This window comes from Dyella ginsengisoli LA-4 (assembly GCF_000334915.1).
Lineage (GTDB): Bacteria > Pseudomonadota > Gammaproteobacteria > Xanthomonadales > Rhodanobacteraceae > Dyella_A > Dyella_A ginsengisoli_A.
In genome coordinates, this window is record NZ_AMSF01000036.1 from 31,173 (window position 1) to 40,146 (window position 8,974).

An 8,974-nucleotide genomic window follows, 5' to 3' on the forward strand; every position below is an offset into this window, starting at 1 on the left:
TTTTTTTCGCCATGCACCAATCACCGGTGGCCGGGATATCGGGCGAAAAAAAATCGGCCGCCCGGAGGCGGCCGATTCATTACGCGTGCAACGATGGGCGGATTACTTCTTGCCCGAAGCGTCCTTCATCGCGTCCTTGGCGTTGTCGGCGGCGCTCTTGGCGGCATCGGCCGCCTGCTTTGCCTGGTCGGCGGCGTTGGAGGCAGCTGCCTTGGCGTCCTTCATCATGCCGTCGCCCGAGGCGCTCATCGCGCCAGCCGGAGCGGCCGAGGAAGCAGCCGAGGCCGCGCTCTGGGCCTGGTCAGCCGCCATGCCGGCGGTGTCGGCAGCAGCCTTGGCCTGGTCGGCGGCCTGCTCGGTGGCCGTGGTCGGCGCAGCGGCGGCAGCCTTCTGGGCCTGTTCGGAAGCCTGCTGAGCCTGGTCAGCCGACTTCTGGGCGTCCTGCGCGGAATCCTGCGCGCCGTTGCTGCAAGCCGCCAGCAGCGCGACGAGCGCGGAGGCGAGAAGGGTACGCGTGAACTTCATGTTGAATCTCCTTTGCCGTGGAATGCCGTATGGCCGCGTATTAATAGCGCTTTCCCATGAAAGCCGCTACCGGCCCCCAAGTGGGCCCACTCGCGTCATTAATGCGCCCGTTAACTGAGAGTCGAAAACGACGCCCGGGATTGTTCGCCCGGGCGCGTGACGATTCAGTCGAGACGCTCGACGGCAATCGCGGTGGCTTCACCGCCGCCGATGCACAGGGTGGCGATGCCGCGCTTGAGGCCGCGCACCTTGAGCGCATTGAGCAGGGTCACCACCAGACGGGCACCGCTGGCGCCGATCGGGTGGCCGAGGGCGCAGGCGCCGCCGTTGACGTTGACCTTCTCGTGCGGAATGCCCAGCTCCTTGATCGGGGCCATCGCCACCACGGCGAACGCCTCGTTGATCTCGAACAGGTCCACATCGCCGACCTTCCAGCCGGCCTTGTCCAGCACCTTCTGGATCGCGCCGACCGGGGCGGTGGTGAACCACTCCGGCTCCTGCGAGTGGGTGGCGTGCGCCACGATGCGGGCCAGCGGGGCCAGCCCGCGCGCCTTGGCGTCGTCGGCCGACAGCAGCACCACGGCAGCCGCGCCGTCGGAGATGCTGGAAGAGCTGGCGGCGGTGATGGTGCCGTTGTCCTTCTTGAACGCCGGGCGCAGGGTGGGGATCTTGCTCACGTCCGAGCGGCCGGGCTGCTCGTCGGAGTCCACCACCACATCACCCTTGCGGCCGGCCACGGTGAACGGGACGATCTCGCCGGCGAAGGCGCCGTTCTTCTGCGCTTCCAGCGCACGGGTCACCGAGGCGGTGGCGAACGCATCCTGCTCCTCGCGGGTGAAGTGGTACTTGTCGGCGCACAGTTCGCCGAACACGCCCATCGCCTTGCCGTCGTAGGGGTTGGTCAGGCCGTCCCAGGCCATGTGGTCGACCAGCTGGCCGTCGCCGTAGCGGATGCCAGTGCGGGCCTGCACCATGTGCGGGGCGTTGGTCATCGACTCCATGCCGCCGGCGACGACGACGCTGGCCGAGCCGGCCTTGATCAGGTCGTGGCCGAGCATGATCGCCTTCATGCCCGAGCCGCACACCTTGTTGATGGTGGTGGCGCCTGCCGCCAGCGGCAGTTCGGCATGGATCGCCGCCTGCCGCGCCGGCGCCTGGCCGAGGTTGGCCGGCAGCACGCAGCCCATGATCACCTCGCTCACGTCGGCGGCGGCCACGCCGGACTGCTCCAGCGCCGCCTTGATGGCGGCCGCGCCGAGCTTCGGGGTGGGCACGCCGGTGAACTGGCCGAGGAAGGAACCGATGGCGGTGCGCTTGGCACCGGCGATCACTACGCTGACATCAGACATGGGATTCTCCGGGGAAAGACCTTCGGGGAGCGCTGGGCGCGCTGGTAACCGGCCGATTATCGCAGTGCCCGGACGGGAGCGGCAAACCGGCATCCAGTCATCCTGGAGAACCGGGCTTATGCGAAGATCGCGTCAAGGAGCGGTGAAGCCAAGGGGGTGCCGCCGTTCCAGCGTGATCAAACCATTTAGGGGTAAAGCCATGAGCGAGCAGGGACGGACGCTGGTGCAGCGTCGCATGCCATTTGTCATTGCGGCCATTCTTGGCCTGGCCGGATGCGGAGGCGGGGGGGGCAACGTCAAGACCAATTCCGCGCCGCCGCCGGCACCGCCGCCCGCGCCGCCGCCTGCGAGCAGCCAGCCGGCGATCGACGCGCACCTCGCTCTGACCGATACCTACGCCGCACACAGCGCCGGGTTCACCGGTGCGGGCGTGACCATCGGTGTGGTCGATACCGGCATCAATGCCAACCATCCGGCGCTCGCCGGCCGCGTCAAGGCCCTGCTGGTCTATGTCGATCCGGCGACCAACAACACCGCCGTGGATGACGTGGTCGGCCACGGCACCTGGGTCTCGCAGATCGCCGCCGGCAAGTCGTTCGGGCAGTGGCCGGGCGGCATCGCGCCGGACGCCTCGCTGGTGTCCGCACGCATCATCAACGACACCCCGCCCAAGGACGACGGTTCGGGCCAGGGCAACATGGTGCAGCCGTCCGATGCCGACTTCTTCGGACAGACCCTGCTGCCCGACCTGATCAGCCAGGGCGTGCAGGTGATGAACAACTCCTGGGGCGGGCTCTATTTCGACCCATCGAATGCCACAGCCGTGGGCACCGCGTTCGGCAATGCATTCCGTTCGTTCGTGGTCGATCACAACGGACTGGTGGTATTCGCCACCGGCAACGAAGGCCTCGCCCAGCCCTCGGACACCGCCGCCATTCCCAATTACGCGCCGGATCTGGAGCGCGGCTGGCTGGCCGTCGCGGCACTGGACTCGCTCCATCCGACCCAGCTGGCCTCCTACTCCAACCAGTGCGGCAAGGCGATGAACTACTGCCTGGTGGCCCCTGGCGACGTGATCGTCACCGGCGCCGACGACACCGCCGGCAATCCGACGTACTACATTGTGCAGGGCACTTCGTTCGCCACGCCCGCGGTCTCCGGTGCGGCGGCCGATGTATGGCAGGCCTTCCCGTATTTCACCAACGACCTGGTGCGGCAGACCCTGCTGGGAACGGCCAAGGACCTGGGCGCCACCGGCGTCGACCCGGTGTTCGGTTACGGCTTGCTCGACGTGGGCAAGGCGGTGCTGGGGCCGGCCCAGTTCAACTGGGGCGACGTGACGGTCAGCTTCACCGGCTCGTCCACCTGGGGCAATCCGATCTCCGGGGCCGGCGGGCTGATCAAGCAGGGGAGCGGCACGCTGACCCTGAGCCAGCCCTCGACCTACACCGGGCTGACCCAGGTCCAGGGCGGCACGCTGATGGCCAACTCGCTGGCCGGCAGCGCGACCATCGCCGCGCAGGCCAGCCTCGGCACCAGCCACGTGGGAGGCAGCATCGACAATACCGGCACGCTGGACATCGGCACGGCCGGCGGCACCACGGTCGGCGGCAACTACACGCAGGAGGTCGGCGGACGACTGGCGATCTCGCTGGGCTCGGTGCTGACGGTTTCCGGCAAGGCCACCCTCAACGGTGGCGACCTGTATGTCTACGACAAGAACAGCAACTACACGATCAGCTCGCATACCGACGTGCTCAAGGCCACCGGTGGCCTTACCGGTACGTTCACCGGGGTGACCACGCCCAGCAGCGTGCTGCTGACTGCCACGCTCGGCTACGACAGCAGCAGCGCTTGGCTCAACGTGACGCAGGTCAGCGTGACCAAGGTGGCCGGAGCGAGCTACACGCCGGCCTCCTACGGTGCCGCGCAGCGCGTGCAGGGCGCTTTCGAGTACCTCAACAGCCAACTCGCCGGCACCTCGACGGCTGCGATGCCGACCAACAGCGCGCTTCTTGCCGGCGCCGCCAGCCTGCAGCAGGTGTCCAGCACCGCCTCGCTGGAGCAGTCGCTGCAGAGCCTGTCCGGACAGCTGCATGCGGCCAGCGCCGCGATGACCTTCGAGGCGATCGACGCCGGCACGCGGGCGCTGTCCGACCACGTCGACCAGTTGCTCGACGGCAGGCAGTCGAGCCTGTGGAGCCAGGGCCTGGGCTACCAGGGCGACCTTTCCCGCGCCGGCTACGGCAACGTGGGGATCGATCTCAACGGCTGGATGACCGGCGCCGACCAGCGCATCGGTACGCATGGCTTTGCCGGCTACGCGATCAGCCAGGCCAGCGGGCTGGGCCGGCTCACCGAAGCCGCCGATCAGGGCCGCAGCCACTCGACCGAAGCGATGTTCTATGGCGGCGTGGTCAACGGCTCGTGGTACACGATGGGCCGCGTCGGCCTGGGCCAGTACCGCGAGTCCATGCGCCGCGGCGTGCAGCTGGGCAACTTCGCCACCGGCGTGGCCAGCATGACCCATGGACGCTACGGCGTGGCGTATGGCGAGAGCGGTTACCGGTTCGGGCTGGGCGGTCTGCAGGTCACCCCGTACGCGAACCTGCAGTATGCGCAGATCCGCCGCGACGGCTTCAGCGAAGTCGGCGGCAGCGGCTTCGGCCTGAAGTCGCCGTCGGGCCTGACCGCACGCTGGCAGGCGGGCGTCGGCCTGCGCGCCACGCGCTCGTGGACGCTGGCCGGCGGCTCGCGGCTGTCCTGGCAGTCGCACATGCTGTGGCAGCGTGCGTTCGGCCTGCGCGGCGACGTGCTGCAGGCGAGTTTCACCGGTGTCGACCAGTGGGCGCCGGTCGGCGGCATCGGGCTGTCGCGTTATGGCGGCATGGTCGGCAGCGAGCTGGACTGGAATTTCTCGCCAAACAGCAGCTTCGGCATCGGCGTCGACCAGTACGTGGGCCAGCACGACCACGCCCAGATGGCGACGCTCAACTACCGCCTGAACTTCTGAGCCATCCGCCCGCACGGAAACGAAACGGCCCGCATGATGCGGGCCGTTTTGTTTTGCGTGGGGCTGGTACTCAGCTCTTGCCGTGGAACAGCTCGCGGCCGATCAGCATGCGGCGGATCTCGTTGGTGCCGGCGCCGATCTCGTACAGCTTGGCATCGCGCAGCAGGCGCCCGGCCGGGAACTCATTGATGTAGCCGTTGCCGCCCAGCGCCTGGATCGCCTCCAGCGTGACCTTCACCGCGTTGGTCGAGGCGTTGAGCAGGCAGGCGGCCGGGTCGATGCGCGACTTCACGCCCGCGTCGAACTGCTGCGCCACCATGTAGGCGAAGCCGCGCGAGGACTGCAGCGCGGTGTACATGTCGGCGATCTTGGCCTGCATCATGCCGAAGGTGCCGATCGGCGCGTTGAACTGCTTGCGCTCGCGCACGTAGGGCAGGGTGAGGTCCATCGCCGCCTGCATCAGGCCGATCGGACCGCCGGAGAGCACCAGGCGCTCGGTATCCAGGCCGCTCATCAGCACGCGCACGCCTTCGTTCACCTCGCCGACGATGTTCTCCTCGGGGATCTCGCAGTCCTCGAACACCAGCTCGCAGGTGTTGGAGCCGCGCATGCCGAGCTTGTCCAGCTTCTGCGCGGTGGTGAAGCCCTTCATGCCTTTCTCGACGATGAAGGCGGTCATGCAGCGGCTGCCGGCGGCGCGCGGCGCGGTGCGCATGTACACCAGCAGCACGTCGGCGTCGGGGCCGTTGGTGATCCACATCTTCGAGCCGTTGGCGACCCACACGTCGCCCTTCTTCTCGGCGCGGCAGCTCATCGAGCCGACCACGTCGGAGCCGGCGCCCGGTTCGCTCATCGCCAGCGCACCGACGTATTCGCCCGAGCACAGCCTGGGTACGTATTTCTGCCGTTGCGCCTCGTTGCCGTTGTGGAAGATGTTGTTGACGCACAGGTTGGAGTGCGCGCCGTAGGACAGCCCGACCGAGCCGGAGGCGCGGGAGATCTCCTCCATCGCCACCATGTGCGCGAGATAGCCCATCTCGCTGCCGCCGTACTCGCCCGGCACGGTGACGCCGAGCAGGCCGAGTTCGCCGAACTTGCGCCACAGGTCGTCGGGGAAGGCGTTGTTGCGGTCGATCTGGTCGGCGCGCGGGGCGATCTCCTTTTCCGCGAACGCGTGGACGGTCTCGCGCAGCAGGTCGATGTCTTCGCCGAGGGGGAACGGACGCATGCGGTGCTACTCCATGGAGGGGGACAAAGCCTGTCAATGGTAGCGCGCGGGCCGTTGGCGGCCTTGGCGCGACGCACAAGACCGGCCGCAGTCAGCGTGCCACGAGCTCCCGCGCATGTCCGGCCAGGCGCGTGTATTGCGTCATCACGCGGGTCAGCTGGCCGAGCACGAAGCGGCTGGTGTCGTCCTCGCCGGCGGGTGGGGCGAACACGCCCTCCGCCGGCACGGGCAAGCGGTCGCCGTTGCCGGACAGCGTCTCGGCCAGATCGTCGAGTACCCCGACCACCTGCCGACCGCTCGCCTGCACGGAGGCCAGGGCACGGGCCGGTATCGCCTGGCGATGCGCGCCCAGCGCCGAGAGCTGGCCCAGCAGCAGGTGCGCTGCGGTGAGGAAGCGCAGCAGCGCCTCGCGACTGGCCGGGGCGCGGTCCGGCTCGCGCAGCATCGCGGCGAACTGGCCGCTGAGCGCGGCGTCTGCGTTGTGCGCGTCGCGACGGGCGATGCGGTAGGCGAGGTCGTCCTGCTTGCCGCTGGCGTACTGGGCCAGGATCCGCTCCAGGTACCGTGCGTCGCTGCGCAGTGCCTCGGCCAGCACCTCGGCCAGCTGCCGGCCGCGCCAGTCCGGCAGCACCAGGTAGATCGCCAGTGCGGCGATGCCGGCGCCGATCAGGGTGTCGAGCAGCCGCGGCCACATGACGGAGTAACCGTTGCCGATCTGGTTGAAGCACAGCAGCACGAACAAGGTGATGAAGGCGGTGGCCAGCGCGTAGCGGCGTTGCCGCGTGGCGAAGAAGCCCACGCCGGTGAGCACGATCAGCCCCATTTGCCACGTACCGAACGGCGCGAGCTTCAACGTGGCCCAGCCGGCGACCAGGCCAAGCACCGTGCCGGCGACGCGCTCGAGCAGCAGCCGGCGCGTGGCGCCATAGGTCGGCTGGCAGACCAGCAGGGTGGTCAGCAGGATCCAGTAGCCCTGCCGCGGATGTACCGCCAGCAGCACGAGATAGCCGGCCAGCAGCGCCAGTGCCAGCCGCAGCGCATGACGGAAATGCATCGAGCGGGGGGTGAACTGGATGCGGACGCGATCCCACGCTTCGCCCAGCGTCTGCGGCCCCGGATCCTGCAGCACCAGCCCGTCGTCGACGGCCGGGGCGTGGCGGGTGGCATCGCCGAGGCGGATCTGGATCGCCTCCAGATTGTGCGCCAGCGCCTCGACCGCGTGCTGCACTTCGACGGGCGGGGGCGATGCCTGCGCTTTCATTGCGGCCACCGCGTCGTGCAGGTCGGCCAGTGCGGCAGTGGCGATCGGCGAACGCCGGAACGGTACACGCAGGCGCAGCGCCGCGGCGCGGGCGCGGCAGCCATCGGCCTGCAGGCGCAGCAGGTGACCGCAGCGGAACAGCACGTCGGAGTGGAACAGCACCTCGGCCAGTGCGTCGTACGGGTGATGGGTGGAATTGGCGCGCTCGTGGATGTCCTGCGCCATGAAATACAGCTGCAGCCGGGCTGCGGTGGTGCCGCGCGGGCGGCGGTTGCCGATGCGGTCGACCAGCACCAGCCGGGTCGCGTTGAGTGCCTGCACCACGCGCTCGTTGCGCAGCGCCAGTTGCAGTTGCATCGCCTCGCGGTCCACCCCGTGCACCGGGGCGAACAGCTCGGCCTTGCCGTCCAGGTAGTCGGCCAGCGCATCGAACGAGCGGGCCAGCGCCAGGCGCAGCGCCTGCTGCGGCGCCAGCGCGCTCCAGGCCAGCGACAGCACGCCGTACCAGCCCGCGCCCGCCAGCAGCAGGAGCGGCTCGCGCCAGGGATCGGCGAAGCTGCCATGGGCCGCGTCCACGCCGATCATCGTGTAGACGGACAGGATCAGCGTGCCTCCGGCGATGGTCGCGTAGCGGCCGCTGGCCGCACCCAGCATCACCAGCGCGAACGTGGCCAGCGGCAGGCTGGCGGCAAACAGCCACGGCGTGGGCAGCAGCCATTGCACGGCCATCGCGGCGATCGCGAAGCAGGCGAGGGTGAGCAGCAGCGTGCCGAGCCGGCTGCGCCAGTGGTCTTCGGTTTCGGCCAGCGCGCAGGCGATCGCACCCAGCAGGGCGGGGATCACCGCGTGGACGTCGCGGCGGGCCAGGCACCAGGCCACGATGCCGCCGAGCGCCAGCCCGACCCGCAGGCTTTCGGCGTAGCGGTCCGAGCCGCGGAAGCGGCGCCAGTGGTCGATGAGCAGGGCGGGGAGATTCACCCGGCGAGGATACGATGGAACGTCGGGGCGTTCGGGCTGGCGACGGTCACGGCGTGATCGTACCTGCCGTCCGTGGCGATGCGCCGGAGCGGGCCCGGTGGCCCGCCCCGGCGCGTCGATCACTTCACCTTGGCCAGCTTGGCCTTCAGGTCCACGTCGGACATCAGGAAGCCGACGCGGCACTCGTAGTTCTTCGGGTCGCGGTACTCCTGCCCCTCGTGCACGCCGACGATGTCGGTGACGGCGTTGGCACCGGCTTCCTTGGCTGCCGACTGCAGGGTGATCAGCGCCGACAGCATCGCCCAGTCGCAGGTCTTCTGGTCGCCCTTGCCGAAGGCATTGGTCTTCTTGTGCGTGGTGACGAGGTCGTCGACCACCTGGACATGGCCCGGCGGTGTGTTGCCGGCGAGGTAGAACTTCACGCTGCCGTCGAGCTTGCCGCTCTGGAGGCCGGCCTGGACGGCATGGTCGAAGGCCAGGTGCACGGTCTTGTCGGCAGCGAAGCTGGCGCACGGCAGGGTGGCGAGCAGCAGCACGGCGAGGCGGCGGAATCTTGCATTCATGCGGTGGATCTCCCTGGGGTGGTCGGTTGGGGTAGCGAGGAACGTAAGGGTTGCGAA

At 68.9% G+C, this 8,974-nt stretch carries 6 protein-coding genes; 1 reads left to right on the forward strand and 5 read right to left on the reverse strand.

What is annotated here, in order from left to right:
- Positions 1 to 102: 102 nt before the first annotated feature.
- Both C693_RS0110295 and C693_RS0110300 read right to left on the reverse strand, forming a co-directional pair.
- Positions 103 to 525 (reverse strand): hypothetical protein, encoded by a 423-nt coding sequence (locus C693_RS0110295; RefSeq protein ID WP_017462192.1) that lies wholly within the window; start codon positions 523 to 525, stop codon positions 103 to 105.
- A 164-nt stretch (positions 526 to 689) separates the two neighbouring features.
- Positions 690 to 1,874: a thiolase family protein gene (locus C693_RS0110300; protein WP_017462193.1), complete on the reverse strand. Its 1,185-nt coding sequence runs from the start codon at positions 1,872 to 1,874 to the stop codon at positions 690 to 692.
- Positions 1,875 to 2,073: 199 nt separating this feature from the next.
- Here C693_RS0110300 and C693_RS0110305 point away from each other — a divergent pair, with 199 nt between their 5' ends.
- Positions 2,074 to 4,887 carry a S8 family serine peptidase gene (locus C693_RS0110305; protein ID WP_017462194.1) on the forward strand — a complete coding sequence of 938 codons (2,814 nt, stop codon included), beginning with the start codon at positions 2,074 to 2,076 and terminating at the stop codon, positions 4,885 to 4,887.
- Between the two features lie 70 nt (positions 4,888 to 4,957).
- Here the strand turns inward: C693_RS0110305 and C693_RS0110310 are convergent, their stop codons facing one another.
- The 3 genes from C693_RS0110310 to C693_RS0110320 form a co-directional block, all read right to left on the reverse strand.
- Positions 4,958 to 6,115, reverse strand: a complete 1,158-nt coding sequence (locus tag C693_RS0110310; protein ID WP_017462195.1) for an isovaleryl-CoA dehydrogenase — start codon at positions 6,113 to 6,115, stop codon at positions 4,958 to 4,960.
- Positions 6,116 to 6,206: 91 nt separating this feature from the next.
- A complete protein-coding gene (yccS, locus tag C693_RS0110315) occupies positions 6,207 to 8,354 on the reverse strand; it encodes a YccS family putative transporter (protein WP_017462196.1) in 2,148 nt (715 codons plus the stop codon).
- A gap of 119 nt (positions 8,355 to 8,473) precedes the next feature.
- Entirely contained in the window at positions 8,474 to 8,917 is a 444-nt protein-coding gene (locus C693_RS0110320) for a hypothetical protein (RefSeq protein ID WP_017462197.1), read from the reverse strand.
- Positions 8,918 to 8,974 lie beyond the last annotated feature (57 nt).